Source organism: Actibacterium ureilyticum (assembly GCF_002285435.1).
Taxonomy (GTDB): Bacteria; Pseudomonadota; Alphaproteobacteria; order Rhodobacterales; family Rhodobacteraceae; genus Actibacterium_C; species Actibacterium_C ureilyticum.
Genome location: NZ_NSBT01000024.1, coordinates 190,577 through 213,432 on the forward strand (window position 1 = coordinate 190,577; position 22,856 = coordinate 213,432).

Here is a 22,856-nt window from a genome sequence, read left to right on the forward strand (position 1 = left end):
GGAGCCGAGAGCATGTTTGAAAATCTGTCCGAACGCCTCTCTGGCGTATTCGACCGGCTGACCAAGCAGGGCGCGCTGTCCGAGGATGACGTCAAGACCGCCCTGCGCGAGGTGCGCGTCGCCCTGCTGGAGGCCGACGTGTCGCTGCCCGTGGCGCGCGATTTCGTCAAGGCGGTACAGGAAAAGGCCACCGGCCAGGCGGTCACCAAATCCGTGACCCCGGGCCAGCAGGTGGTCAAGATCGTCCATGACGAGCTGGTCCATGTCCTGACCGGCGACGAAGATCCCGGCAAGCTGAAGGTCGACAACCCGCCCGCGCCGATCCTGATGGTCGGCCTGCAGGGCGGCGGCAAGACGACCACCACCGGCAAGCTGGCCAAGCGGCTGAAGGACAAAGAGGGCAAGCGCGTCCTCATGGCCTCGCTCGACGTGTATCGCCCGGCAGCGATGGATCAGCTGGCGGTGCTGGGCACCCAGATCGGCGTCGATACCCTGCCGATCGTGCCGGGCCAGAAACCCGTCGACATCGCCAAGCGCGCCAAACAGCAGGCAACGATGGGCGGCTATGACGTCTATATGCTGGACACCGCCGGGCGGTTGCATATCGACGAGGTCCTGATGGACGAGGTCGAGCAGGTCCGCAACGCCGTCGACCCGCGCGAGACGCTGCTGGTGGTCGACGGGCTGACCGGCCAGGTCGCGGTCGAGGTCGCGCAGGAATTCGACGACAAGATCGGGATTTCGGGCGTTGTCCTGACCCGGATGGATGGCGACGGGCGTGGCGGTGCGGCGCTGTCGATGCGCGCGGTGACCGGCAAGCCCATCCGTTTCGTCGGCCTGGGCGAGAAGATGGACGCGCTGGAGACCTTCGAGCCGGACCGCATCGCGGGCCGGATCCTCGGCATGGGCGACATCGTGGCCCTGGTCGAGAAGGCGCAGGAAACCATCGAAGCCGAACAGGCCGAAAAGATGATGGAGCGGTTCCAGAAGGGCCGGTTCAACATGAACGACCTGAAGATGCAGCTGGAACAGATGCTCAAGATGGGCGGGATGGAAGGCATCATGGGCATGATGCCCGGCATGGGCAAGATGGCCAAGCAGGTGCAGGATGCGGGCATGGACGACAAGGTGATCAAGCGCCAGATCGCGCTGATCCAGTCGATGACCAAGAAGGAACGCGCCAACCCGCAACTGTTGCAGGCCAGCCGCAAGAAACGCATCGCCGCCGGCGCGGGGATGGAGGTTTCGGACCTCAACAAGCTGCTGAAGATGCACCGGCAGATGTCGGACATGATGAAGAAAATGGGCAAGATGGGTAAGGGCGGCATGCTGAAACAGGCCATGAAGGGCATGTTCGGCAAAGGCGGCATGCCCGACATGAACGACCCCGCCGCGATGGAAGCGGCCGCCAAGCAATTGGGCCAGGGCGGCGGCTTGCCCGGCCTGGGCGGCGGCGCGGCCCTGCCCCCGGGGCTGAGCGGGTTCGGGAAGAAGAAGTGATCGCGGTTTCGGCACATATCCAGGCGGCGGCGCATCTGGCGCCATGCGGGAGCGAGGGGCTGTCTGCCCCTCGCGCTCCCCGAGGATATTTGTGCCAAGAAGAAGGGGTGGGGGCATGATTTGCGCCAAGGCCCCTTTGCCTTGGGAAGCCGCCCCGCAGGGGGCGCCCGACCGGCTGGCCGCGCTGTTGGTGGATCGCGTGCCACAGCTGGACACTGCGCGGCTGGTGCTGCGCGCGCCGGTGATCGGAGATTTCGACAGCTATGCCGCGATCATGATGTCGGATCGCGCGGTACATATGGATGGGCCGTTGTCGCGCCGCGATGCCTGGCTGGATTTCACCCAGTATGTCGCTGGATGGCTGCTGCGCGGTTGTGGGATGTGGACCGTCGTTGCGCGCGAGGATACGCGGGTTTTGGGGTTCGTTTCGGTCGCGATGGCATATGGCGACCGCGCGCATGAGCTGGGCTATCTGTTCCGGCCTGATGCCGGGGGGCGGGGTTTTGCCACCGAAGCCGTGCGCGCCGCCCGCGACTATGCCTTTGGTGCGATGGGATTGAGCACCCTGGTAAGCTACGTGGCGCCGGAAAACACGCGATCGATCGCTCTGGCGCAGCGGCTGGGCGCGAAGCCTGATGAAGCGGCCGCCGCAGAGCTGGATGATGATTGCCGGGTCTTCCGCCACAGCCCCGACGGGGGGATGTGATGCAGATCACCCTGACCATCCCCGAACTTGAAACCGAACGTCTGATCCTTCGCGGCCCCAAGGCCGCCGACTGGGAAGCCGATGCCGAATTCCGGACATCGGACCGGGCACAGTTCGTGGGCGGTCCCTTCACACGCATGGTCGCGTGGCGCAACTTTGCGTCGCGCTGGGGGCATTGGGCGATCCACGGCTATGGCATGTTTACCGTCACCGAGCGCGGCTCGGACGCGGCCCTTGGCGTTGTCGGGCCGCTTTATCCCGACGGCTGGACAGAGCCCGAACTGGGCTGGGTTCTGTATGAACAGGCAGAGGGGCGCGGAATCGCGTTCGAGGCCGCGCAGGCGGTGCGCCGCTATGCCTATGACGTGTTGGGCTGGACCACCGCCATCAGTTATATCGACGCCGCGAACCAACGGTCACGTGCGCTGGCAGAACGGCTGGGATGCCATGCCGAGCCAGGCGCCGCGCATCCGTTCGAGGATGCCGATATCATCGTCTACCGCCATCCGAAGCCGGAGGTGTGCTGAGATGGGCCATCTCGACATCCCCGTTCTGGAAACCCGGCGGCTGGTTTTGCGCGGCCCCGAGCCCGGGGATTATCCGGATTTCAAGGCGACCTTCGCGTCCTATCGGTCGCGGTTCATGGGCGGGCCGCTGAACCCCTATGAGACCTGGATGCTGTATGCCGCCGAGATCGGTCATTGGGAAATCCGCGGCTTCGGCATGTGGATGATCCACCTGAAGGACAGCGCCGAGACCGTGGGCATGGCCGGTGGCTGGCAGCCCGCCGTCTGGCCCGAGCGCGAGATCGCCTGGATCATCTGGCCCGACAAGGCGGGGCGCGGCTATGCGCTGGAAGCCACGGACGCGGCGCGGCGGTTTTTCTATACCCAGCGGGGCTGGGACGGCGCGGTCAGCTATATCGACCCCAAGAACCTGGACAGCATCCGGCTGGCCGAGCGTCTGGGGGCGGTCAAGGATACCGAGGCCAGGACCATCGACGGCAATGACGCGGTCTATCGCCACCCCGCGCCCGAGGCGTTGAAAAACAGCCAGATCGCCGACGGTATCGCGCTGGAGATCGGGCATTACTGCGATCCGCTGTTCAAACCGAAAGGCTGGGCCATTGACTGATCAAACGACACGCGCCGCCGAGCTGCTGAAAGGCCATCGCGACAGCATCGACCGGCTGGACGCGATCCTGGTCTATACCCTGGCCGAACGGTTCAAGCACACCCAGGCCGTGGGCGTGCTGAAGGCCACGCACGATCTTCCGCCATCGGATCCGATGCGCGAAAGCCAACAGATCGAACGCTTGCAGCGCATGGCGCTGGAAGCCGATCTGGACCCCGAATTCGCCAAGAAGTTCCTGAATTTCGTCATTCAGGAAGTCATCCAACACCACAAGAGACACCAAGAGTAAGCGCACCTTTGGTGCGCCAAACACCAAGACCAAGCGGCCTTGCCGCTGATCGCCAGTTCAAGGAGAAAACAAATGGCTATCAAAATTCGTCTGGCCCGTGGCGGCTCGAAAAAGCGTCCCTTCTATCGCATCGTTGCGGCTGACAGCCGCATGCCCCGCGATGGCCGCTATATCGAAAAGCTGGGCACCTATAACCCGCTGCTGCCCAAAGACAGCGAAGAGCGCGTGAAAATGGACATGGAACGCGTTCAGTACTGGCTGGGCGAAGGCGCGCAGCCGACCGACCGTATCAGCCGCATGCTGGAAGCCGCGGGCGTTCTGAACAAGAAAGAGCGCAACAACCCCAAGAAGGCCGCCCCCGGCAAGAAAGCCGTCGAGCGCGCCGAAGAGAAAGCCGCCAAGGCAGCGGAAGCCGCCGAAGCCCCGGCCGAAGACACCGAAGAGCAGGCGGCAGAGTAATCTGCCCCCGCGCAAGCGGTACGGGAGGGGTCATGCGCCCTGGGTTCACACATCGCTGTGGCCGATCGAAACCGGCAAGGGCCGCCCCGGCGGGCGGCTCTTGCACCTTTGCCGCCAGCCGATCCATGCCTGAAAGGGCGCGGTGATGTTCTGGCTGGCGCGCAAGATCCTGATCCCGGCCACGGCCTTCGGCTTTGGCATGTGGTTTCAGGCCGACCAATCCGCCAAGGCCTGTACACAGGCGGGCGGGACCATCGAAAACCGGATCTGCCGGGGGATATCGCCATGAGTAACGACAAGATCTGCGTCGGTGCCATTTCCGGGTCCTTCGGCGTGCGGGGCGAGGTGCGGCTGAAAAGCTTTACCGCCGATCCCGCGGGGCTGGGCGATTATGGCCCACTGACCACCAGCGATGGCCGCAGCGTGACCGTCACTATCACCCGGCCGGTCAAGAACGGCTTTGCCGCGCGCCTGTCGGGCGTCGGCACCAAGGAAGAGGCCGACGCGATGAAGGGTGTGCAGCTGTTTGCCCCGCGCGACGCCCTGCCCGACCTGCCCGATGACGAGTTTTATCACGCCGATCTGATCGGGCTGCAGGTGCTGGACACCGGTGGCAAGGTGCTGGGCGTGGTGCGCGCGGTGCATGATCACGGCGCGGGCGACATGCTGGAAATCTTCGGCCCCGGGCTGAAGACCACCGCGCTTTTGCCCTTCACCCGCGAGGCCGTGCCGACCGTCGACCTGAAAGCGGGCCGGATCATCGCCGACCCGCCCGAAGGCGTGTTCCCCGATGACGGATAAGCCCCGGTCCCACGGGCGGCTGTCGATCAGCGCCTCGCTTCAGCCGCGCGACCTGATGGCCGAACGCCCGCGCCTGCGCGGCGCGTGGACGGCCAAGATCATCACCCTGTTCCCGCAGGCCTTTCCGGGCGTTCTGGGCCAGTCGCTGACCGGCAAGGCGCTGGATCAGGGGCTGTGGGCGCTGGAACCCATCGACCTGCGCCCCTTTGGCATCGGCAAGCACCGCAATGTCGACGACACGCCCGCGGGTGGCGGCGCGGGCATGGTCCTGCGCGCCGATGTGGTGGATGCGGCGCTGCGCCAGGCCGCCATCGGCACCCCGCCCGCGCGCGCCGATTGGCCGGTGGTGTACCTGTCGCCGCGCGGCACGCCGTTCGATCAGGCGACCGCGCGCCGCTGGGCCGGGGCGCAGGGGCTGACGATGCTGTGCGGCCGGTTCGAAGGGGTGGACCAGCGGGTGCTGGACCATCACCGGATCGAGGAGGTCAGCCTGGGCGATTTCGTCCTGACCGGGGGCGAGATCGCGGCCCAAGCCATGATCGACGCCACCGTCCGGCTGATCCCCGGCGTGCTGGGCAACGAAGCCTCGACCGAGGACGAAAGCCATTCCAACGGGCTGCTGGAGCATCCGCAATACACCCGCCCGGCGGTCTGGCAGGGGCGCGAGATCCCCGAGGTGCTGATGTCCGGCCACCACGGCAAGATCGCCGAATGGCGGCAGGCCGAGGCCGAGGCGCTGACCCGTGAACGGCGCCCGGATCTGTGGGCGCGTTTCAAGCGGGACGAAGACTAAGACATTGGTCGCAACCCCGCGCCAGGGCGTTGCCAGCACCGCATCGTCACCGCCATACTGCGCCCCAGTACTGGGAGGAACCGACATGGCCGTGACACTTCAGGTGATTTACCCCGCGACCGAGGGGACCAAATTCGACATGGATTATTACATCAACACCCACCTGCCGATGGTGGGTGAATATATGGGCGCGCATATCGACCACACGCTGGTCACAAAGGGCACCGGCGCCCCCGGCGGTGGCACTGCGGGTTTCCATGCGGTGGCCAGCATCGTCTTTGCCGATCAGGGCGAACTGGACGCCGCGCTGAGCAAAGCCGGGCCCGTGGTCGCGGACATCGCCAACTTCACCGACAGCGCGCCGCAGATGCTGTTGGGCGAAACCATCGGCTGAACCATCGAAACGGCTGAAAATACCCTTGATATAAGGGCAGAACCGTGGTTTACCCCGCCCATTCCGCGCGCGGCTGGTCTTGTGATTCCCACATTCTTCGGTGGCGATTAAGACCTTTGCGCGGGAAACCGGGCACTCCCGGGAAAGAAATGCTGACCTATTCTCTGGCGGGCGCATCTGGCGGACCCGGACGAAGACCAAGAGCTCTGGGGCGCGTGCAAACTTCACGGGACAAACCGTGAGCATATAGGAGACGTCGCGATGGACCTGATCGCACAGCTTGAAGCCGAGCAGATCGCTCAGCTTGGCAAGACCATCCCGGATTTCAAGGCCGGGGATACCATCCGTGTCGGTTACAAGGTGACCGAGGGCACCCGCACCCGTGTTCAGAACTATGAAGGCGTGTGCATCGCGCGCAAGAACGGCGAAGGCATTGCCGGTTCGTTCACCGTGCGCAAGATCTCGTTCGGCGAGGGCGTGGAGCGTGTGTTCCCCCTCTATTCGACCAATATCGACAGCATCGAGGTCGTGCGCCGTGGCCGTGTGCGCCGCGCCAAACTGTATTACCTGCGTTCGCGTCGCGGCAAATCCGCCCGTATCGCCGAAGTCAGCAGCTATAAGCCCAAAGCCGGCGCCGAAGCGTAAGGAAACCGGATATGAAAAAAGATCTGCACCCCGATTATCACTTCATCGACGTGAAACTGACCGATGGCACCGTGATCCAGATGCGTTCGACCTGGGGCAAGGAAGGCGATACGATGTCGCTGGACATCGACCCTTCGGCGCACCCCGCCTGGACCGGCGGCTCGTCGAAACTGATGGACACCGGCGGCCGCGTGTCCAAGTTCAAGAAGAAATACGAAGGCCTGGGTTTCTGATCCAACGCCGTTTCGGAATGACGAACGCCGCCCCGACCGGGCGGCGTTTTTCATTTCGGCAATTGCGGATTGGCCTTTGCCGATTTGCGGCCACTCATGCGTCCGCGCCACATTCTGGAATTGTCAGCAGCCCGATCTTTCCTTAGATCAGCGCAGACCCTAGAAAGAAACAAATCGCCCACAGAATGGCGGCAATAAACGGAATTCGAGGACATGGCGCATATTATCGTTGTCGGAAACGAAAAGGGCGGGGCCGGGAAATCCACGGTGTCGATGCATGTGGCCACCGCATTGTCGCGCATGGGCCACAAGGTGGGCGTGCTGGACTTGGACCTGCGCCAGCGCAGCTTTGGCCGCTATGTCAGCAATCGCCTGGGCTATTGCGCCCGCAATGGGCTGGACCTGGCGACACCCGAATATGCCGAATTGCCGGAAATCGACAAAAGCCAATTGGACCCGGGCGAGAATATCTTTGACCGGCGCCTGTCGGCCGCAGTTTCGACACTGGAAAACAATGTCGATTTCATCCTGATCGATTGCCCCGGTTCGCATACCCGCCTGAGCCAGGTGGCGCATTCGCTGGCCGATACGCTGATCACGCCGCTGAATGACAGTTTCATCGATTTCGACCTGCTGGCGCGGTTCGATCCGGCAGATGGCAAGATCCTGGGCCCGTCGATCTATTCCGAGATGGTCTGGCACGCGCGCCAGCTGCGGGCGCAGGCCGGGCTGCCGCCGATCGACTGGATCGTGCTGCGCAACCGGCTGGGCGCGCAACAGATGCACAACAAGAAGAAGATGGGCGATGCGCTGGACAACCTGTCGCGCCGCATCGGCTTCCGCGTCGCACCGGGGTTCAGCGAGCGCGTGATCTTCCGCGAGCTGTTCCCCAATGGTCTGACCCTGCTGGATCTGAAGGATATCGGCGTCAAGGGGCTGAACCTGTCGAACGTCGCCGCCCGGCAGGAGCTGCGTGACCTGATGAACGAAATCAGGCTGCCCGGCGTACAGGTTGATTTCTGACCTTGCCGAATGCCGATACCTGAACGCGGCGCGTGTCCGCGTCGGTTTCCAGCGTTTCCAGCCGTTTGTCGAACGTGTTGCCTTTTGCACGTTGACCTGTGGTCTTTCCGATCATCCGAAGCAGTTTCATGGCGCTCTCCCATCGCGTCTATGCCGAGAATCTTCAGGGCGCTGCGCGGCGAAACTGTGGCGCGGCCCTGACGGTTTTCGGATCATAGCGGGAAGTTGGTGAACAATTGGTTGAGCTTGTTGCGACAATCGCAACCACATCTATCCCACGATGTGATAACCGCCATCGATGTAATGCACCCCGCCGGTGACATTCCGCGCCGCGGGGCTGCACAGGAACGCGGCATAGGCACCGACATCGTCGATCGTGGCAAGCTGGTGGGTCGGCGCACGCGCCGCGGCGCTGTCCAGCATCTGGTCGAAATGGTCGATCCCCGATGCCGCCCGCGTCTTGAGCGGCCCCGGCGACAGCGCGTGGACCGAGATCTTTTTCGCGCCCAGTTCGGCGGCCATGTATTGCGTGACGGATTCCAGCGCCGCCTTGACCGGACCCATCACGTTGTAATGTTCCACCACCTTTTCGGCGCCGTAATAGCTGACCGTCAGACAGGTGCCCCCTGCCCCCATCAGCGGCTCGGCCCGGCGCACCAGCTCGATGAACGAGCCGACCGAGATATCCATCGCCTGGGCAAAGCCCGCGCGCGAACAATCGGTGACGCGGCCATGCAGATCCTCGGCCGGGCAAAAGGCGATGGAATGCAGCAGGCTGTCCAGCCGCCCCCATTCCGTTGCGATCTGCTGGAACAGCGCGTCCATCTGCGCGGGCTGGGTCACGTCGAGCGGGGCGAAGATCTCGGCCTCCAGCTCTTCGGCCAGGGGCCGGACGAAAGGCTCGGCCTTGGGGTTGAGATAGGTGATGGCCAGGTCCGCGCCCTGCGCCTTGAGCGCGCGGGCGCAGCCATAGGCGATGGAATGCGCGTTCGCGATACCGACGATCAGCGCCTTTTGTCCGGATAGGGAAAACATGCCACAACTCCTGCTGACGGCCCTCCCCTAACCCAAAGCTGTAACGGACGGACGACGGTCTGAAAAGCCGCGCGGATTACGCGCGCGCGACGGTGAACAGCGTCCAGCCCTGATAGGTGTCGACCTGAACCGCGCCGGTTTCGGTCACGAAAACGCCCAGCCCCTCGTAATCGGTGGGACAGGCCACAAGATCGCTGGTGTGGTCGAGAAACTGGTTGGTATAGCCATTTTCGCCCACCAGCATGCACTGGTCCCCCTCGGCGCGATAGCTGCGCACCAAGGGCAGATCGGTGTCGGGGGGCGGCGCGGGTGTCGGGGGCGTGCAGGCGGCCAGCAGAAGAACGGGCAGGATGAAACGGTGCATTGCTGAAATCTCCTTCGGTACAATGCGGGCATCCTAGCACGGACAGGCGCGGGACCGGGGCGGAAAATGCCCGGTCGCGGAACGCGTCCCCTAGGCCGGGCGGCCCGGGTCGGCCTTGCGCAGCGGCACATAGGCGACCGAATTGGCCAGCAGCGCCGATGCCGCCTGTTGCCCGGTCGCGACGGGGCGGGCGATCTCGCCGCGGATATGGACCAGATCGCCGCTGGACAACCGGTCGCGCGCCCATTCGTAGCCATAGGTGTCGGCCCCGGCCCGCACGGTGTTCCAGGCGATCTCTTCCAGCCGCTGCCCGGTTTCGGGATCGATCCGGGCATGGGTGACGGCAACGTCGATCTCGATAAAGGCGTCCTGCACCCGGATGGCGCCGACATAGCCCTGAATCTGAAATTCGTTGAACATGAACATGTTTCGCATTCTGGGCGCCCCGGCGACCGCTTTTTGAGGGCGCGGCGCTTCGGCCAGGGGTTGGTCCGAACCGCATCCGGCCGCCATGAAGGTCAGATAGCGCTGAAACTTGGAATGCAGCAGCTCAAGCTCTTCCTCGGTGAATTCCCGGTCGGCCCGCGCCAGCGTCATCAGGCAGCGTTTCCCGTCCAGCTCGGCGGAAAAGACCGCGCCGAAGTTCATGTCGTACTGCCGCGCGCGTTTCATGATCTGACCGGGGTCGGGAAAGCGGATATCCGACCAGCGTGCAAAGCCCGAATGGGTCATGACCCAGTGCATGATCGGATCGGTGATCGTCAGCGCCTCGTCCTGATAGATCTGCTGCCATTCCGCGGGGTAGGAGGAATAGAAATCCTCGGGCCCGGTGAAAGTCATGTTGAAGACCAGAACGAAGCCCGACGGACCGAGATGCTGTAGCGTTTCCAGTTCGGAATCGAAGTTTGGAATCACCGCTTCAATCATCACACACACCTGTTCGCAGAACCGTTACCATTCCCTTTTTGTCTTACCGCAAAGCGCCTGTGAAGCAAAATTCGATAACAGTGTCGTATGGCCGCGCCGGGCCACAGCGGGCGCCGGGGGCGCTGCCCCCGGCCCCCCGGAGTATTTTCAGAGCAATGAAAGGACATGGCTATGACGCGCCAAAGACGCGCGACAGCGCGCGCTGCGCATCGGGGTCGATCACCAGATCGCCGGGGCTGTCATAGCGATTGCCGCCCTTCCAGTTGGTGGTGACGGCCCGGCAATGCATGAACCGGATGCGGTCATGACGCACCAGCTTGTCCAGCGACATGAAGTCGGGTTTGTGCACGTCCCAGCCCAGCCAGCGCAGCGGGCCGCCCGGGACGATACAGTATTTCGAATTCGATCCCCGGCGCGGGGTATGGGTGTAGACATGATCGCGGTGGCTGGCCGGGCCGGTATGGTCGGCGCCGGGATAGTGCCAATAGCCGTTGAAGCTGGCAAAGCCCAGCCGCGACCCGGCCGCGACATCGAAAAGGCTGGGACCATCGGTCAGGAAAAGTTCGTCGATATCGCAGACGAGGGTCGCGCGGCTGTCGCGCAGGAAGCGCAGGCGCGCGATGTCCAGCACGCTGGTCTGCAGGTATTTGTAGCGGCCCGTCGGGCCATAGGGATAGGGCGTGGGCACCACCGCCACCGTATCCAGCCCCACCGGTTCCAACGCCGCGTGGATGTCTTCGGGCGTGTAGCGGTCCGAGGCATTGTCGAACAGAAGCATCGCCTGAAGCCCGTGTTCGCGTTTGTGGAACAGGGCAAAGTCGTGGATCCATTGCAGGTCGTTGTTCTGCGAAATCGCCACATGGGCGTTCAGGCCGCGAAACAGGTCGAACGGGCAGTCGCCCACCGCGCTTTGGCCCGCAAACCCGTCGAAGGCGACCGCGATTTCGCGGGGTTTTACCCGTGCCCGCAGGGTGATGATGTCATGGCGGCGCCGGCGGCGGATGCGCGCGATCCGGGCCGGGGCGCCGTCCAGGTGCCAGGTAGCGGCACGGACCAAAGGTTCGAAGTTGAAGAGCTTCGGACAGATCAGGTGGACCCGCCCGTCGCGCCAGAAGGCATCGTACCACAGCCAGTTGAAATCGTGCCGCGCGCCGAAGCTGTCCGGCAGATCCTGCGCTGCGGCGGGCACATGGCGGCGAAAGCGTTCCGCGGGCAGCGCCAGACCGTTCAACTGGATCGTGGCGGTGCCCATAACGCTCAGCCTTGCAGGCTGCGTACGCCGATCTCGCCCTCATTGCGCGAGGCCATGGCAAGCGCGGCGGCGTGGCTGGCGGCGGCGGTGGTGAAATAGGGGATCTTGTCATAGAGCGCGACCGAGCGGATCTCGCGGCTGTCTTCGACCGCCTGTGCGCCTTCGGTAGTGTTCATGACCAGGCTGATGCGGCCGTCCTTCATCATGTCGACGATGTTCGGGCGCCCCTCATAGACCTTGTTGACCACCACGCAGGCGATCCCGTGCCCCTCGAGGAAGGATGCCGTGCCGCGGGTTGCGATGATCTCGAACCCCAGATCCACCAGGATCTGTGCGGTTTCGACCAGCTCGGGCGTCTTGTCGTCATCCTTGATCGAGAAGAACACCGCGCCGTCGGTCGGCAGGTCGGTGCCCGCGCCCAGCTGCGCCTTGAGGAACGCGCGCGGGAAGGAGTGATCCCAGCCCATGACCTCGCCCGTTGACCGCATTTCCGGCCCCAGGATCGTGTCGACACCGGGGAACCGCGCGAAGGGCAGAACCGCTTCTTTCACGCTGAACCATGGCATGTTCGGATCGGCCAGCGTCATCGGGTCGGCGATGGGCTGTTCCATCGTGCCGGGCTTGTAGGGCGGGCGCAGCGGGAAGTTCGACAGCGGCTCGCCCGCCATCAGGCGCGCAGCGATGGACGCGATCGCGCTGTCGGTCGCCTTGGCCACGAAGGGCACGGTGCGGCTGGCGCGCGGGTTGACCTCGATCAAGTAGATCTCGCCATTCTTGACCGCGAATTGCACGTTCATCAGGCCGACCACGTTCAGCGCGCGGGCCAGTTTGACGGTCTGTTCCTTCAGCTGGGCGATGATTTCGTCCGACAGCGAATAGGGCGGCAGCGAACAGGCGCTGTCGCCCGAATGCACGCCGGCTTCCTCGATATGCTGCATGATGCCCGCCACATGGACGTTCTGCCCGTCGCACAGCGCATCGACATCGCATTCCACCGCGCCCGACAGATAGCTGTCCAGCAGAACCGGGCTGTCGCCCGAGACCACCACGGCCTCGGCGATATAGCGTTCCAGCTGCGCCTGATCGCGGACGATTTCCATCGCGCGGCCGCCCAGCACATAGGACGGGCGAATGACCAGCGGGAAGCCGATATCGGCGGCGATGGCCAGCGCCTGTTTGTCGGTGCTGGCGATGCCGTTCTTGGGCTGTTTCAGGCCCAGATCGTTGACCAGCGCCTGGAACCGCTCGCGGTCCTCGGCCAGGTCGATGGCGTCGGGCGTGGTGCCCAGGATCGGGATGCCCGCATCATTCAGCGCATTGGCCAGCTTCAGCGGGGTCTGGCCGCCGAACTGGACGATCACGCCGTGCAGTGTGCCGTTTTCCTGTTCGACCCGCAGGATTTCCATCACATGCTCAAAGGTCAGCGGCTCGAAATACAGTCGGTCCGAGGTGTCATAGTCGGTGCTGACCGTCTCGGGGTTGCAGTTGATCATGATGGTCTCGTACCCCTGCTCGGTCAGCGCAAAACAGGCGTGACAGCAGCAATAGTCGAACTCGATCCCCTGGCCGATCCGGTTCGGGCCACCGCCCAGGATCACGACCTTTTTCTTATCGCTGGGGCGGGCTTCGCATTCGACCTCGCCCATCATCGGCTCTTCATAGGTCGAATACATATAGGGCGTCTGCGCCTCGAACTCGGCCGCGCAGGTGTCGATGCGCTTGAACACGGCCTTGACGCCCAGGTTCAGGCGGGCGCGGCGGACGTTATCCTCATCCCGCCCCGTCAGCTTGGCCAGGCGGGCATCGGTGAAGCCCATCATCTTGATCCGGCGCAGGCCCTGTTCCGTCACCGGCAGGCCGTGCTTGCGCAGGTCGGCCTCGGCCTCGACGATCTCGCGGATGCGGGCCAGGAACCACGGGTCGAACGCGGTGGCGGCCTGAATCTCGTCATCGGTCAGCCCGTGGCGCATGGCCTGCGCGATGGTGCGCATGCGGTCGGGGGTCTGCCGGCTGATCGCCTTTATGACGGCGGCCTTGTCGGGCGCGCCTTCGATAACGACCTCGTCAAAGCCGGTCAGGCCGCTTTCCATGCTGGCCAGCGCCTTTTGCAGCGATTCGTGGATCGTGCGGCCAATCGCCATCGCCTCTCCCACCGATTTCATCGCGGTGGTCAGATAGGGTTCCGAGCCCGGGAATTTCTCGAACGCGAATTTCGGGATCTTGGTGACGACATAGTCGATGGTGGGCTCGAAGCTGGCCGGCGTCACCTTGGTGATGTCGTTGTCCAGCTCATCCAGCGTATAGCCCACGGCGAGTTTCGCGGCGATCTTGGCAATCGGGAAGCCCGTCGCCTTGGACGCCAGCGCGGACGACCGCGACACGCGCGGGTTCATCTCGATCACGACCATGCGGCCATCGACCGGGTTCACCGCCCATTGCACGTTCGAGCCGCCGGTTTCGACGCCGATCTCGCGCAGCACGTTGATCGAGTGGTTGCGCATGATCTGGTATTCTTTGTCGGTCAGCGTCAGCGCGGGCGCCACGGTGATCGAATCGCCCGTGTGCACGCCCATCGGATCGACGTTTTCGATGGAACAGACGATGATGGCGTTGTCGGCCTTGTCGCGGACGACCTCCATCTCGTATTCCTTCCAGCCCAGCAGCGATTCATCAACCAGGATCTGACCCACGGGCGAGGCATCCATGCCCGACCGGCAAATCGCCTCGTAATCGTCGCGGTTATAGGCCACGCCGCCGCCGGTGCCGCCCAGCGTAAAGGCGGGGCGGATGATCGCGGGCAGGCCGATCTCGTCCAGCGCGGCCATCGCCAGCGCCACGCCTGCGGACAGATCCTTGGCGCCATTGGCGCCCTTGGGTGCGGTGACGATGGTGGCGCGCGGGTTTTCGATGCCCAGCCGGTCCATCGCATCGCGGAACAGCGCGCGATCCTCGGCCATTTCGATCGCGTCGCGCTTGGCGCCGATCATCTCGACCCCGAACTTGTCCAGAACGCCCATCTCTTCCAGCGCGAGAGAGGTGTTCAGCCCCGTCTGACCGCCCATCGTGGGCAGCAGCGCGTCGGGGCGTTCCTTTTCGATGATCTTGGCGACGATTTCCGGCGTGATCGGCTCGATATAGGTGGCGTCGGCCAGGCCCGGGTCGGTCATGATCGTGGCGGGGTTCGAATTGACCAGGATCACCCGGTACCCTTCTTCGCGCAGCGCCTTGCAGGCCTGGGCGCCGGAATAGTCGAACTCGCACGCCTGCCCGATGACGATGGGGCCTGCGCCGATGATCATGATGGATTTGATATCGGTTCTTTTCGGCATGTCACGGGACCCCAGGGCTGGCAAATTGCTGCGGTTTATAGCCAAGCGGAACCCGGGCGCAAGACCTGTTGGCTAACGCGGCGGACGGCCCTATGTCAGAACAGGGAAAGCCGGGGGATACGGGCCAAATGTTTCAGATTGCACATGCGGACGGAACGCGGGCCCGGCTGTGGGCGGAATTTGCGACGCTCTATCTGGTGGCGCCGGTGGCTATGGCGTTGGTTTTGCCGCCGGAATTGATGTTTCCCGCGCTTTTCTCGGTGATGGCGGTGGGGTTGTGGCTGTTGAACCGGTCGCCGGGGTTCCGCTGGTCGGCGCTGCTGGATGGCGCCGGGCGGATCGACCTGCGGCTGGTTCTGGGGCTGGCGGTGGTGACCGCGGCGACCTGTGTGGCGATCATGTCCTGGGTCGCGCCGGGCAACCTGTTTGGCCTGGCCCGTCACCAGCCCCGGCTGCTGGTGATGATTCTGCTGCTGTACCCGATCCTGTCGGCCCTGCCGCAAGAGCTGATCTATCGCGCGCTTTATTATGCGCGCTATGGCGCCCTGCTGCCGGACCGTCACGTGGGGCTGATGCTGAACGCCGCGGCGTTCTCGCTGGCGCATCTGATGTACTGGAGCTGGATCGTCGCGCTGATGACCTTTTGCGGCGGGCTGGTCTTTGCCCATTCCTATGTCCGGCAGCGGAACTTCCCGCAGGCCGTGGTGCTGCATGCCATCGCCGGGCAGCTGATCTTTGCCATCGGGATGGGGATCTTTTTCTATTCCGGGAATGTCGAACGCCCGTTCTAGCCCCCGTACAGATAGTCCCGCGTCAGCGGCACGGCGTCCTGGCGGCGCGACAGCTGCAACTGGAACACCACCTGCTGGTTCAGCCGGAACGACAGCTCGGACGCGATCAGGTAATACCGCCACATACGGCAGAATCGCGCGTCATAGAGCGCCTCTGCCTCGTCGATCCGGTCCATGAACCGGTCATACCAGTGCCGCAACGTCTCGGCGTAATGCAGGCGCCAGACCTCGATATCACAGGCCCAGAGCCCCGCCCGTTCGACCGCCGCCATGGTTTCCGACAGCGCCGGCACATAGCCGCCGGGAAAGATGTATTTCAAAAGCCACGGGCTGGTCGTGGCGGGCGGGGTCTTGCGCCCGATCGTGTGGATCAGCGCCACGCCATCCTCGGTCAGCTTGTCGCGGACATGGGTGAAATACTCGCGGTAATGCGGCACGCCCACATGTTCGAACATGCCCACCGACACGATCCGGTCAAAGGTCTCGGTCACCTGGCGATAGTCGGTCAGGCGGATGTCGATCCGGTCCGACAACCCCGCCGCCGCTGCGCGCGCGGTGGCGACCTTGTGCTGCTCGCGGCTCAGCGTGACGCCCACGACCCGCACCCCATGATCCCGCGCCAGCGTCAGCGCCATGCCGCCCCAGCCGCAGCCGATATCCAGAACCCGCATGTCGGGCTTCAGCAGCAGCTTGCCCGCAATATGCGCCTTTTTCTGCGCCTGCGCCTGTTCCAGCGTGTCCTGCGGCGTCTTGAAATAGGCGCAGGAATATTGCCGGTCCTCGTCCAGGAACAGATCGTAAAGCTGCCCCGACAGGTCATAGTGATGGGCCACATTCGACTGCGCCCGGCTGATCGGGTTGTATTGCTGCACCCTGCGCAGCATCTGGCGCAGCGCGTGGTTCAGCGCGACCGCCGGGGCCGACCGCCCGCGCCCGCGGTTTTCCAGCACCAGCGCCATCAACCCGTAAAGATCGTCGCCATCGATGGTCAGCGTCTGATCCATATAGCCCTCGCCCACCGCCAGCTCGGGGTTCAGGACGATCCGGCGCGGGAGGGCGGCGTCGTGCAGCCGCACGGTGATCGGCGCGCCCGTGCCCTGCCCGTATCGGCGCCGCGTTCCATCAGGAAAGACCAGATCCATGCGGCCATCCACGATCAGCCGCTGCAATGTGCGATCCAACAATCCGTGCCACATAAGCCATCCCTCGTGCCGATGGTTGGGTGTTGCACCTCCCCTTCGGGCCGATACTGTCGGCTCTGCCGGGCGCTGTCAAAACCGGGTTGCGGACCATCGCTCCCTTGACTTCCCGCCCACATCCATGTGTATCGGCCCGGACCGAGACTCTGACCGCCCGAGAGGACAGAAAATGCACGCCTTCCGCAGCCATACCTGTGCCGCACTGACCAAAGAAAACGTCGGGGAAACCGTCCGCCTGTCGGGCTGGGTGCACCGGATCCGCGACCACGGCGGCGTGCTGTTCATCGACCTGCGCGACCATTACGGCATCACCCAGGTGATCGCCGACGGCGACAGCCCCGTCTTCGCCGAGCTGGAGAAGGTCCGCTCGGAATGGTGCATCCGCATCGACGGCAACGTGCTGGCGCGCGACGAAAGCCTGGTGAACCCCGCCCTGCCCACGGGCGAGGTCGAGGTGTTCGTCCGCGATCTGGAGGTTCTGGGCGCGGCGGGCGAGCTGCCGCTGATGGTCTTCGGCGATCAGGAATACCCCGAGGAAACGCGCCTGAAATACCGGTTCCTGGACCTGCGCCGCGAGGCGATGCAGAAGAACATGACCCTGCGCAGCGACGTGATCGCCAGCATGCGCCGCCGGATGTGGGACAAGGGTTTCCGCGAATACCAGACGCCGATCATCACCGCATCAAGCCCCGAGGGCGCGCGCGACTTCCTGGTGCCAAGCCGCCTGCATCCGGGCAAGTTCTATGCCCTGCCCCAGGCCCCGCAGCAGTTCAAGCAACTGATGATGGTCGCGGGCTTCGACAAGTATTTCCAGATCGCGCCGTGCTTCCGCGACGAAGACCCGCGCGCAGACCGCTCGCCCACCGATTTCTATCAGCTGGACATGGAGATGTCCTTTGTCACCCAGCAGGACGTGTTCGATACGATCCAGCCGGTGCTGCAGGGCGTGTTCGAGGAATTCGGCGAGGGTGCGTCGGTCGATCAGGACTGGCCGCAGATTTCCTATGCCGATGCGGCCCTTTGGTACGGCACCGACAAGCCCGACCTGCGCAATCCCATTAAAATGCAAGTGGTCTCCGACCACTTCCGCGATAGTGGCTTCGCGATCTTCGCGAAGCTGCTGGAGCAGGACGGCACCCAGATCCGCGCCATCCCGGCGCCGGGCGGCGGCTCGCGCAAGTTCTGCGACCGGATGAACAAGTTCGCGCAACAGGAAGGTCTGCCCGGAATGGGGTATATCTTCTGGCGCGAGGGCGAAAACGGCATGGAAGCCGCCGGCCCCCTGGCCAAGAATATCGGGCCTGAGCGGACCGAGGCGATCCGCCAGCAGCTGGACCTGGGCGTGGGCGATGCCGCGTTCTTCCTGGGCGGCAAGCCCAAGGCGTTCGAATCCGTCGCGGGCCGCGCCCGCAGCGTGATCGGCGACGAGCTGGGCCTGACCGAACAGGACCGCTTCGCCTTTGCCTGGATCGTGGATTTCCCGATCTATCAGAAGGATGACGAAACCGGCGCGCTGGATTTCGACCACAACCCGTTCTCCATGCCGCAGGGCGGGATGGACGCGCTGGCGGGCGACCCGCTGGCCGTGCGCGGGTTCCAATATGACCTGGCCTGCAACGGCTACGAGCTGGTGTCGGGTGCGATCCGGAACCACAAGCCCGAGATCATGTTCAAGGCCTTTGAACTCGCGGGCTACGGCGAGGACGAGGTCAAGAAGCGCTTCGGCGGCATGGTCAACGCGTTCCAATACGGCGCCCCGCCCCACGGCGGCTGCGCGGCGGGCATCGACCGGATCGTGATGCTGCTGGCGGACGAGGCCAATATCCGCGAGGTCATCATGTTCCCGATGAACCAGCGGGCCGAAGACCTAATGATGAACGCGCCCAGCGATCCCACCAACGAACAGTTGCGCGAACTGTCGCTGCGGGTGGTCGAACAGGACTGAACCCGCTTTCCCCGCCCCCGGAATTCGGGCTAGCCTGCGCGGACGGAATCGCGGGCGGGGGACCGATCATGTCGGATGAAAAGCTGGGCACACCGGTACCGGGCTGGGTGGCCCCGCAGCCCCCCGATGGTGGGGCGCTGGTCGGGCGCTATGCCCGGCTGGACCGGTTCAATCCCGAACGCCATGTGCCGGGGCTTTATGCCGCCTATGCCGGGCATGACGCGCTGTGGGATTACATGCCGGTGGGCCCCTTCCCCGATCAACCCGCGCTGGCGGAATGGGTCCAAGCCGCCGCGCCGGTGACCGATCCGATGCTCTATGCCATCACCGACCTGGAAACCGGGCAGATCGGCGGACAGGCCAGTTTCCTGCGAATCGATCCCGCATCGGGCGCGATCGAGGTCGGCTTCATCTGCTATGGCCCCGCGCTGCAACGCACCCGTGCCGCGACCGAGGCGATGGTGCTGATGATGGGCTGGGCGTTCGGGGCGGGCTATCGCCGGTACGAATGGAAATGCAACGCGCTGAACCTGGCCTCGCGCCGGGCGGCGCAGCGGTTGGGCCTCAGCTATGAGGGCATCTTTCGCCAGGCCACGGTGGTCAAGGGCCGCAACCGCGACACCGCATGGTTCGCCTGCATCGACAGCGAATGGCCCATGTTGAAAGCCGCCTATGACACCTGGCTCGCGCCCGACAATTTCGACGCCGAAGGGCGGCAAAGGCGCAGCCTGTCAGCACTGACCGCGCCCGTTCTGGTGGCGCGGGATCCGGCGCTGCACCCTTAGACCGGGCTGGCCTCGTTCAAACTGTCGCTCAACGCGTCGAACAGGCCCGACACCACGCCGGGATCGGCGCCCTGCCCCAGCGATTGCGCGGCCCTTGCCAGCGACAGATCGCCCGCGCTGCGCGCCAACCCGCCGGTGAATTGCGCGACATAGCGCACGCGGGCGTCATCGGCCCCCTCGCGCAGGACCTGCGCGGCATGGCGCAGATCGTCGCGCAGCGCGATCGGATCGGGCGTCACCCGATCCTGGGTCGGCGCATGGGGCTGGCCGCGATCGGGATCGTCCAGCAGCGACAGGATCAGCGCCTGAAACTGCGCAATCGATTCCACCGGCTTGGCCAGGAACCCATCGGCCCCGGCGGCCATCACATCGTCGCGCGCGCCATCGTCACCGCTGGTTCCCAGAATGACCGGCACCCGCGGGCGCGCGGCGGCCAGTTCCGCGATCAGCGCCGCCCCCGACCCGTCCGGCAGGCCGATATCCACAATGGCGACCGTTGGCTGATAGACCTGCAGATGCCGCCGGGCCGAGGTCAGGCAATCGGCCCGCCGGATCCGCGCGCCGGAACGCTGGCACAACAGCCGCACCGCGTCCGAGGCAAATCGGCTGTCATCGACCAGCATCACGGTCACACCCATCAGCGGGCGGGTCCGCGACGCGCTGGCCGCAAAGGGGAATGTGAGAATGTCATCGGTCATGGGGCGACTCCTGTGCTTTGCCCCAGTAAACGGAATCATCCCTAACCGCCGGTTAATTGCCGCAGGCCACCCGCGCGGGCTTGCGTATGACGGTGCACCGCCCCATAACCTGCGCAACCTGATTGACCCGGAGGAGCCCCCAATGATCGGACGCCTTAACCACGTCGCCATCGCGGTACCCGACCTGGACGCCGCATCGGCCCAGTACCGCAACACGCTGGGCGCCAATGTCGGCGCACCGCAGGACGAACCCGATCACGGCGTCACGGTGGTCTTCATCGAACTGCCCAACACCAAGATCGAACTGCTCTATCCCTTGGGCGAGGGCAGCCCCATCGCCGGTTTCCTGGAAAAGAACCCCGCCGGCGGCATTCATCACATCTGTTACGAGGTCGACGATATCCTGGCCGCGCGCGACAAGCTGAAAGCCGAAGGCGCCCGCGTTCTGGGCTCGGGCGAGCCCAAGATCGGCGCCCATGGAAAGCCGGTGCTGTTCCTGCACCCCAAGGATTTCAACGGCTGCCTGGTGGAGCTGGAGCAGGTCTGATGGGCATCACATCGGCCATCGTCCTGTTCGCGGTGATCTGGTTTCTGGTGCTGTTCGTCACGCTTCCCTTCATGAAGCGCACGCAGGCCGAAGCGGGCCAGATCGAACCGGGCACCCATGCCAGCGCCCCGGCCGATTTCAACCCCCGGCGCACCGCGCTTGTGGTCACCGTGATCAGCACCGTTCTGTGGGCGCTGATCGCGGGCACCATCATCTCGGGCGCGATCACCGTGCGGGATCTGGACTTCTTTGGCCGGATGGGTCCCGCGCCTGAAGCCGCTGGACCAAATGAGTAAAGGTCGCGGCCCCCAGGATCGGCACCAGCAGGTTGACCAGCGGCACCGATAGCGGGATCGCCATCAGGATACCGGCCAGCCAGATCGTGCCGAAATGCCGCTTGCGCAGGGCGACCGCGCCCGCGCGCCCCAGACGCCGCATCGCCGCCATCTGGAAATATTCCCGCCCCAGCAGGAAGCCGTTCACCGCCCAGAACAGCAGCGGCACAAGCGGGCCGGAAATCAGATAGATCAACAGCATCAGCAGGTTGGCCAGCAGCAGCACCCCCAGGAAAGCCAGGCTGTCGGTGATCATCGCGCCAAAGCCCAGCCGCGGCGCGGGGGGCAGACCGGGGTAATGGCGATCCTCGACCGCCTCGGCCACGTCATCGAGGAAAATCCCGGTAAAGGCCGAGGCGACAGGCACCATCAGGAACACCGACAACACCATCATCAGCCCCACGGCGGCAAAGGACAGCACATTGTCGGTCCAGCCGATCTCGCCCACCCAAGGGATGGTCAACGTATCGGGCACGAACCAGCCGATCAGCGTCACAAACCCCCAGGTCACCGCCACCAGCAGCGCGACGGTCAACCCGATCCCCTTCCACAAGACCGACTGGAATCGCGGATCGCCCAGCTGGCCCAGCGATTTCAGGAACGCATCGAAAATCATGCCTCGACCCAGGTCGTGATCGCGCCCAAATCCGGGCGCGGACGATCCGGCGGCGCGCTGGTCTCGGTCCCGATATGGATGAACCCCGCCACGCTTTCCTGCGCCGAAAGCCCCAGCCCCGTCTCGACGAAATCGCGGTCATGCGAGGCCCAGCCCGACAGCCAGTTCGCCCCCCAGCCGCTGGCCAGCGCCGCGTTCAGCATCGACAGGCACACCGCCCCGGCGGACAGGATCTGTTCGATCTCGGGCACTTTCTCGGACGGCTGCGGCGCGGCAATCACCGCAACGGCCAGTTCCGCATCGTCGAACTGGCGCGCCATCTTGTCGACCTTCTCGGGCGCCATCTGCAATGCGGCCCCCCGGGCCCGCGACAGCGCCGCCAGCCGTTTCAGCGCCGCCTGACGCAACACGATAAACCGCCAGGGCTCCAGCTTGCCATGATCGGGCGTGCGCGCCGCAGCCGTCAAAATCGGCATCAGCGCGGCGTCATCCGGCACCGGACCGGCCAGTGTCTTGGCAGGGCGCGAGCGGCGCGACAGCAGGAATTCCATCGCCTGCGGGTTGGGATCGGGCATCAAACTCTCCTCGTTACAGGCCCGATGTCGGGCAAAGACGCTCGAAATTCAAGGCCCGCCCACCATTGCCCCCTTCATTGCTCCGCAAAATACTCCGGGGTGAATGCCCCGGGTCACCGGGGCAGAGGGGCAGCGCCCCTGCCCCCATGGCCATTCCGTCCCGGGTCTGGCACCTTCGGGCAGAGCCCCACCGGAAAGCCCGCCCATGCCTGACCTGACACACCTGGCCCACCCGGGAACCGAGATCGCCCTGCGCGCCACCCCCAAAGCCTCGCGCAATGCACTGGTACAGGATGAAAACGGCCTGCGCGCCTATGTCACCGCCCCGCCCGAAGACGGTAAGGCCAACGCAGCGGTGGTGAAACTGCTGGCCAAGGCCACCGGCGTCCCGAAATCCCGGCTGGAGCTGATCCGCGGCGCAAACGCGCGGGACAAGGTGTTCCGGGTGCGGGGCTGACCCGCAACCGCCAGCGCGCGGGCC

29 protein-coding genes are annotated in these 22,856 nt (G+C 64.7%); 19 read left to right on the forward strand and 10 right to left on the reverse strand.

Features of this window, described 5'->3' with window-relative positions; all coding sequences use genetic code 11:
- The first annotated feature begins 12 nt into the window (after positions 1–12).
- From ffh to CLM60_RS07030, 13 genes are all read left to right on the forward strand, one after another.
- The gene (gene ffh / locus CLM60_RS06975) at positions 13–1,500 is read left to right on the forward strand and encodes a signal recognition particle protein (RefSeq protein ID WP_095588439.1); all 1,488 of its coding nucleotides are present in this window, start codon (positions 13–15) and stop codon (positions 1,498–1,500) included.
- A gap of 115 nt (positions 1,501–1,615) precedes the next feature.
- Complete coding sequence (locus CLM60_RS06980; RefSeq protein ID WP_095588440.1) at positions 1,616–2,206, forward strand: GNAT family N-acetyltransferase; 591 nt, start codon at positions 1,616–1,618, stop codon at positions 2,204–2,206.
- Positions 2,206–2,733 carry a GNAT family N-acetyltransferase gene (locus CLM60_RS06985; protein ID WP_095588441.1) on the forward strand — a complete coding sequence of 176 codons (528 nt, stop codon included), beginning with the start codon at positions 2,206–2,208 and terminating at the stop codon, positions 2,731–2,733. The genes CLM60_RS06980 and CLM60_RS06985 overlap by 1 nt, the downstream gene beginning before the upstream one ends.
- Position 2,734: 1 nt before the next feature.
- Entirely contained in the window at positions 2,735–3,340 is a 606-nt protein-coding gene (locus tag CLM60_RS06990; protein WP_095588442.1) for a GNAT family N-acetyltransferase, read from the forward strand.
- The gene (locus tag CLM60_RS06995) at positions 3,333–3,629 is read left to right on the forward strand and encodes a chorismate mutase (protein WP_095588443.1); all 297 of its coding nucleotides are present in this window, start codon (positions 3,333–3,335) and stop codon (positions 3,627–3,629) included. Before CLM60_RS06990 ends, CLM60_RS06995 begins: the two co-directional genes overlap by 8 nt.
- A 72-nt stretch (positions 3,630–3,701) precedes the next feature.
- A complete protein-coding gene (gene rpsP / locus CLM60_RS07000; RefSeq protein ID WP_095588444.1) occupies positions 3,702–4,088 on the forward strand; it encodes a 30S ribosomal protein S16 in 387 nt (128 codons plus the stop codon).
- Between the two features lie 145 nt (positions 4,089–4,233).
- Positions 4,234–4,377 carry a hypothetical protein gene (locus CLM60_RS20865; protein ID WP_176473817.1) on the forward strand — a complete coding sequence of 48 codons (144 nt, stop codon included), beginning with the start codon at positions 4,234–4,236 and terminating at the stop codon, positions 4,375–4,377.
- The gene (gene rimM / locus CLM60_RS07005) at positions 4,374–4,889 is read left to right on the forward strand and encodes a ribosome maturation factor RimM (protein ID WP_095588445.1); all 516 of its coding nucleotides are present in this window, start codon (positions 4,374–4,376) and stop codon (positions 4,887–4,889) included. Before CLM60_RS20865 ends, rimM begins: the two co-directional genes overlap by 4 nt.
- Positions 4,879–5,682 (forward strand): tRNA (guanosine(37)-N1)-methyltransferase TrmD, encoded by an 804-nt coding sequence (gene trmD / locus CLM60_RS07010; protein ID WP_095588446.1) that lies wholly within the window; start codon positions 4,879–4,881, stop codon positions 5,680–5,682. The genes rimM and trmD overlap by 11 nt, the downstream gene beginning before the upstream one ends.
- A gap of 85 nt (positions 5,683–5,767) precedes the next feature.
- Positions 5,768–6,076, forward strand: coding sequence for an EthD family reductase (locus CLM60_RS07015; RefSeq protein ID WP_095588447.1), 309 nt, complete (start codon positions 5,768–5,770; stop codon positions 6,074–6,076).
- A 261-nt stretch (positions 6,077–6,337) separates the two neighbouring features.
- A complete protein-coding gene (gene rplS, locus CLM60_RS07020) occupies positions 6,338–6,721 on the forward strand; it encodes a 50S ribosomal protein L19 (RefSeq protein WP_095588448.1) in 384 nt (127 codons plus the stop codon).
- A gap of 11 nt (positions 6,722–6,732) precedes the next feature.
- Complete coding sequence (gene rpmE, locus CLM60_RS07025) at positions 6,733–6,954, forward strand: 50S ribosomal protein L31 (protein WP_095588449.1); 222 nt, start codon at positions 6,733–6,735, stop codon at positions 6,952–6,954.
- Between the two features lie 213 nt (positions 6,955–7,167).
- Positions 7,168–7,977, forward strand: coding sequence for a division plane positioning ATPase MipZ (locus tag CLM60_RS07030; RefSeq protein WP_095588450.1), 810 nt, complete (start codon positions 7,168–7,170; stop codon positions 7,975–7,977).
- Here the strand turns inward: CLM60_RS07030 and CLM60_RS20870 are convergent.
- From CLM60_RS20870 to carB, 6 genes are all read right to left on the reverse strand, one after another.
- A complete protein-coding gene (locus CLM60_RS20870) occupies positions 7,946–8,107 on the reverse strand; it encodes a hypothetical protein (RefSeq protein WP_176473818.1) in 162 nt (53 codons plus the stop codon). The genes CLM60_RS07030 and CLM60_RS20870 overlap by 32 nt on opposite strands.
- 140 nt (positions 8,108–8,247) lie before the next feature.
- Complete coding sequence (gene fabI / locus CLM60_RS07035; RefSeq protein ID WP_095588451.1) at positions 8,248–9,012, reverse strand: enoyl-ACP reductase FabI; 765 nt, start codon at positions 9,010–9,012, stop codon at positions 8,248–8,250.
- Between the two features lie 76 nt (positions 9,013–9,088).
- Positions 9,089–9,376: a hypothetical protein gene (locus CLM60_RS07040; protein ID WP_095588452.1), complete on the reverse strand. Its 288-nt coding sequence runs from the start codon at positions 9,374–9,376 to the stop codon at positions 9,089–9,091.
- A gap of 90 nt (positions 9,377–9,466) precedes the next feature.
- Complete coding sequence (locus tag CLM60_RS07045) at positions 9,467–10,303, reverse strand: autoinducer binding domain-containing protein (protein ID WP_095588453.1); 837 nt, start codon at positions 10,301–10,303, stop codon at positions 9,467–9,469.
- A gap of 169 nt (positions 10,304–10,472) precedes the next feature.
- Positions 10,473–11,555, reverse strand: coding sequence for a hypothetical protein (locus tag CLM60_RS07050; protein WP_095588454.1), 1,083 nt, complete (start codon positions 11,553–11,555; stop codon positions 10,473–10,475).
- A gap of 5 nt (positions 11,556–11,560) precedes the next feature.
- Positions 11,561–14,884 (reverse strand): carbamoyl-phosphate synthase large subunit, encoded by a 3,324-nt coding sequence (carB, locus tag CLM60_RS07055; RefSeq protein ID WP_095588455.1) that lies wholly within the window; start codon positions 14,882–14,884, stop codon positions 11,561–11,563.
- Positions 14,885–15,012: 128 nt separating this feature from the next.
- On the opposite strand from carB, the gene CLM60_RS07060 reads away from it, so the two are divergent.
- Positions 15,013–15,675 (forward strand): CPBP family intramembrane glutamic endopeptidase, encoded by a 663-nt coding sequence (locus CLM60_RS07060; RefSeq protein WP_095588456.1) that lies wholly within the window; start codon positions 15,013–15,015, stop codon positions 15,673–15,675.
- Here the strand turns inward: CLM60_RS07060 and CLM60_RS07065 are convergent.
- Positions 15,672–16,871, reverse strand: a complete 1,200-nt coding sequence (locus tag CLM60_RS07065; protein WP_095588457.1) for an SAM-dependent methyltransferase — start codon at positions 16,869–16,871, stop codon at positions 15,672–15,674. The two genes, CLM60_RS07060 and CLM60_RS07065, sit on opposite strands and share 4 nt — an antisense overlap.
- Positions 16,872–17,043: 172 nt before the next feature.
- Between CLM60_RS07065 and aspS the strand changes: the two genes are divergently transcribed.
- Entirely contained in the window at positions 17,044–18,819 is a 1,776-nt protein-coding gene (aspS, locus tag CLM60_RS07070; protein WP_095588458.1) for an aspartate--tRNA ligase, read from the forward strand.
- Between the two features lie 68 nt (positions 18,820–18,887).
- Complete coding sequence (locus CLM60_RS07075) at positions 18,888–19,604, forward strand: GNAT family N-acetyltransferase (RefSeq protein ID WP_095588459.1); 717 nt, start codon at positions 18,888–18,890, stop codon at positions 19,602–19,604.
- Here the strand turns inward: CLM60_RS07075 and CLM60_RS07080 are convergent.
- Positions 19,601–20,302, reverse strand: coding sequence for a response regulator (locus CLM60_RS07080; RefSeq protein WP_095588460.1), 702 nt, complete (start codon positions 20,300–20,302; stop codon positions 19,601–19,603). The two genes, CLM60_RS07075 and CLM60_RS07080, sit on opposite strands and share 4 nt — an antisense overlap.
- A 142-nt stretch (positions 20,303–20,444) precedes the next feature.
- On the opposite strand from CLM60_RS07080, the gene mce reads away from it, so the two are divergent.
- On the forward strand, positions 20,445–20,849 hold the full coding sequence (mce, locus tag CLM60_RS07085) for a methylmalonyl-CoA epimerase (RefSeq protein ID WP_095588461.1): 405 nt from the start codon (positions 20,445–20,447) through the stop codon (positions 20,847–20,849).
- Positions 20,849–21,145: a DUF1467 family protein gene (locus tag CLM60_RS07090; protein ID WP_095588462.1), complete on the forward strand. Its 297-nt coding sequence runs from the start codon at positions 20,849–20,851 to the stop codon at positions 21,143–21,145. The genes mce and CLM60_RS07090 overlap by 1 nt, the downstream gene beginning before the upstream one ends.
- On the opposite strand, the gene CLM60_RS07095 is transcribed toward CLM60_RS07090, so the two are convergent.
- On the reverse strand, positions 21,075–21,800 hold the full coding sequence (locus CLM60_RS07095; RefSeq protein ID WP_095588463.1) for an EI24 domain-containing protein: 726 nt from the start codon (positions 21,798–21,800) through the stop codon (positions 21,075–21,077). The genes CLM60_RS07090 and CLM60_RS07095 overlap by 71 nt on opposite strands.
- Positions 21,797–22,375: a nitroreductase family protein gene (locus tag CLM60_RS07100; RefSeq protein WP_095588464.1), complete on the reverse strand. Its 579-nt coding sequence runs from the start codon at positions 22,373–22,375 to the stop codon at positions 21,797–21,799. Before CLM60_RS07100 ends, CLM60_RS07095 begins: the two co-directional genes overlap by 4 nt.
- A gap of 205 nt (positions 22,376–22,580) precedes the next feature.
- Between CLM60_RS07100 and CLM60_RS07105 the strand changes: the two genes are divergently transcribed.
- A complete protein-coding gene (locus CLM60_RS07105; RefSeq protein ID WP_095588465.1) occupies positions 22,581–22,832 on the forward strand; it encodes a DUF167 domain-containing protein in 252 nt (83 codons plus the stop codon).
- Positions 22,833–22,856: the final 24 nt, after the last annotated feature.

What these genes read in the sequence shown, in the direction of transcription:
- ffh (WP_095588439.1), top strand. Translation starts at nt 13, where the DNA reads ATGTTTGAAAATCTGTCCGAACGCCTCTCTGGCGTATTCGACCGGCTG.
- CLM60_RS06980 (WP_095588440.1), top strand. Translation starts at nt 1,616, where the DNA reads ATGATTTGCGCCAAGGCCCCTTTGCCTTGGGAAGCCGCCCCGCAGGGG.
- CLM60_RS06985 (WP_095588441.1), top strand. Translation starts at nt 2,206, where the DNA reads ATGCAGATCACCCTGACCATCCCCGAACTTGAAACCGAACGTCTGATC.
- CLM60_RS06990 (WP_095588442.1), top strand. Translation starts at nt 2,735, where the DNA reads ATGGGCCATCTCGACATCCCCGTTCTGGAAACCCGGCGGCTGGTTTTG.
- rpsP (WP_095588444.1), top strand. Translation starts at nt 3,702, where the DNA reads ATGGCTATCAAAATTCGTCTGGCCCGTGGCGGCTCGAAAAAGCGTCCC.
- CLM60_RS20865 (WP_176473817.1), top strand. Translation starts at nt 4,234, where the DNA reads ATGTTCTGGCTGGCGCGCAAGATCCTGATCCCGGCCACGGCCTTCGGC.
- rimM (WP_095588445.1), top strand. Translation starts at nt 4,374, where the DNA reads ATGAGTAACGACAAGATCTGCGTCGGTGCCATTTCCGGGTCCTTCGGC.
- trmD (WP_095588446.1), top strand. Translation starts at nt 4,879, where the DNA reads ATGACGGATAAGCCCCGGTCCCACGGGCGGCTGTCGATCAGCGCCTCG.
- CLM60_RS07015 (WP_095588447.1), top strand. Translation starts at nt 5,768, where the DNA reads ATGGCCGTGACACTTCAGGTGATTTACCCCGCGACCGAGGGGACCAAA.
- rplS (WP_095588448.1), top strand. Translation starts at nt 6,338, where the DNA reads ATGGACCTGATCGCACAGCTTGAAGCCGAGCAGATCGCTCAGCTTGGC.
- rpmE (WP_095588449.1), top strand. Translation starts at nt 6,733, where the DNA reads ATGAAAAAAGATCTGCACCCCGATTATCACTTCATCGACGTGAAACTG.
- CLM60_RS07030 (WP_095588450.1), top strand. Translation starts at nt 7,168, where the DNA reads ATGGCGCATATTATCGTTGTCGGAAACGAAAAGGGCGGGGCCGGGAAA.
- CLM60_RS20870 (WP_176473818.1), bottom strand. Translation starts at nt 8,107, where the DNA reads ATGAAACTGCTTCGGATGATCGGAAAGACCACAGGTCAACGTGCAAAA.
- fabI (WP_095588451.1), bottom strand. Translation starts at nt 9,012, where the DNA reads ATGTTTTCCCTATCCGGACAAAAGGCGCTGATCGTCGGTATCGCGAAC.
- CLM60_RS07040 (WP_095588452.1), bottom strand. Translation starts at nt 9,376, where the DNA reads ATGCACCGTTTCATCCTGCCCGTTCTTCTGCTGGCCGCCTGCACGCCC.
- CLM60_RS07045 (WP_095588453.1), bottom strand. Translation starts at nt 10,303, where the DNA reads ATGATTGAAGCGGTGATTCCAAACTTCGATTCCGAACTGGAAACGCTA.
- CLM60_RS07050 (WP_095588454.1), bottom strand. Translation starts at nt 11,555, where the DNA reads ATGGGCACCGCCACGATCCAGTTGAACGGTCTGGCGCTGCCCGCGGAA.
- carB (WP_095588455.1), bottom strand. Translation starts at nt 14,884, where the DNA reads ATGCCGAAAAGAACCGATATCAAATCCATCATGATCATCGGCGCAGGC.
- CLM60_RS07060 (WP_095588456.1), top strand. Translation starts at nt 15,013, where the DNA reads ATGTTTCAGATTGCACATGCGGACGGAACGCGGGCCCGGCTGTGGGCG.
- CLM60_RS07065 (WP_095588457.1), bottom strand. Translation starts at nt 16,871, where the DNA reads ATGTGGCACGGATTGTTGGATCGCACATTGCAGCGGCTGATCGTGGAT.
- aspS (WP_095588458.1), top strand. Translation starts at nt 17,044, where the DNA reads ATGCACGCCTTCCGCAGCCATACCTGTGCCGCACTGACCAAAGAAAAC.
- CLM60_RS07075 (WP_095588459.1), top strand. Translation starts at nt 18,888, where the DNA reads ATGTCGGATGAAAAGCTGGGCACACCGGTACCGGGCTGGGTGGCCCCG.
- CLM60_RS07080 (WP_095588460.1), bottom strand. Translation starts at nt 20,302, where the DNA reads ATGACCGATGACATTCTCACATTCCCCTTTGCGGCCAGCGCGTCGCGG.
- mce (WP_095588461.1), top strand. Translation starts at nt 20,445, where the DNA reads ATGATCGGACGCCTTAACCACGTCGCCATCGCGGTACCCGACCTGGAC.
- CLM60_RS07090 (WP_095588462.1), top strand. Translation starts at nt 20,849, where the DNA reads ATGGGCATCACATCGGCCATCGTCCTGTTCGCGGTGATCTGGTTTCTG.
- CLM60_RS07095 (WP_095588463.1), bottom strand. Translation starts at nt 21,800, where the DNA reads ATGATTTTCGATGCGTTCCTGAAATCGCTGGGCCAGCTGGGCGATCCG.
- CLM60_RS07100 (WP_095588464.1), bottom strand. Translation starts at nt 22,375, where the DNA reads ATGCCCGATCCCAACCCGCAGGCGATGGAATTCCTGCTGTCGCGCCGC.
- CLM60_RS07105 (WP_095588465.1), top strand. Translation starts at nt 22,581, where the DNA reads ATGCCTGACCTGACACACCTGGCCCACCCGGGAACCGAGATCGCCCTG.